Origin of the sequence: Streptomyces mutabilis, from assembly GCF_014649815.1 — a bacterium.
Classification (GTDB): domain Bacteria; phylum Actinomycetota; class Actinomycetes; order Streptomycetales; family Streptomycetaceae; genus Streptomyces; species Streptomyces mutabilis.
In genome coordinates, this window is sequence record NZ_BMTT01000113.1 from 1 (window position 1) to 915 (window position 915).

The window sequence follows — 915 nt, forward strand, 5'->3', positions numbered from 1 at the left end:
CAAACTTGGCACTCGCCCCATTAATTGATCGGCAGATTCAGGCAATCGATCAGATGATCATTAAGCAGACTCAACTGCGCTATCGTTTGAGCAGTCTCAAAAATCAACTGATGAATGGTGAAGAGCTGGAACTGGACAATTGGCTAAAAACACTGGAGCTTATGTCTATGTACGAACAATATTTTACAAAAGAGGAACTTGCAGATCTGACTTTTTTACAGGCAGACAGTAAACAACAAAAAGAATGGGAAGCGCTTGTCGTCGAAGCGAATGCACTCTTTAAGGCCGGAGAATCTTCTAGTAGTGAAACTGCCCAAAACCTGGCTTCACGCTGGATGCTGACTCTCGAACAGAATACGGCTGCTAATCCTGAATGGTTGGTTAAATTGAATAGCATGCATTCAGCTGAATCGGCATTTCAGGAAAAATTGGGTGTGCATCCGGAAGTGGTTGAGTTTCTACTTGAAGCATTTGCCGAGAGTAAGCTGAACGTTTTTGCACGTTATTTATCCGAGCAGGAATTTGCTTTTATGAAGCAAAATTATGCACGTGAGATGAAAAATTGGCCCCAGTTATTGATCGGATTGGAGAAGGCCATTCATGCTGGGATTGAACCTGACAGTGAACAAGCAAAATGTTTAGCACAGCAATGGCTCTCCATGTTGCAAGGTTACGCAGGCAAAAATCCGGCGACACATGCGAAGATTCGCAATGCCATGCAAAATGAACCAAGTCTTGCCGAGGGAACCTGGCTCAAACCTACCACTTTGCAATTTTTAGAAAAAGCAGTATCAGCTTTAATGCGTTGTGCTTAGTACATGCTTACCTCTATTCAAATAATCAAAGTAGTATGGCTACCCCATAATTTTGGGTGGTCATTAAATTTATGATTTTAAAATATTTTATATGGAGTAA

General features: G+C 41.5%; 1 protein-coding gene. It reads left to right on the forward strand.

The window, feature by feature from the left end; genetic code table 11:
* Positions 1–815 (forward strand): TipAS antibiotic-recognition domain-containing protein (locus IE142_RS39665; RefSeq protein ID WP_191889418.1); only part of this gene is annotated, 815 nt, incomplete at its 5' end.
* Positions 816–915 lie beyond the last annotated feature (100 nt).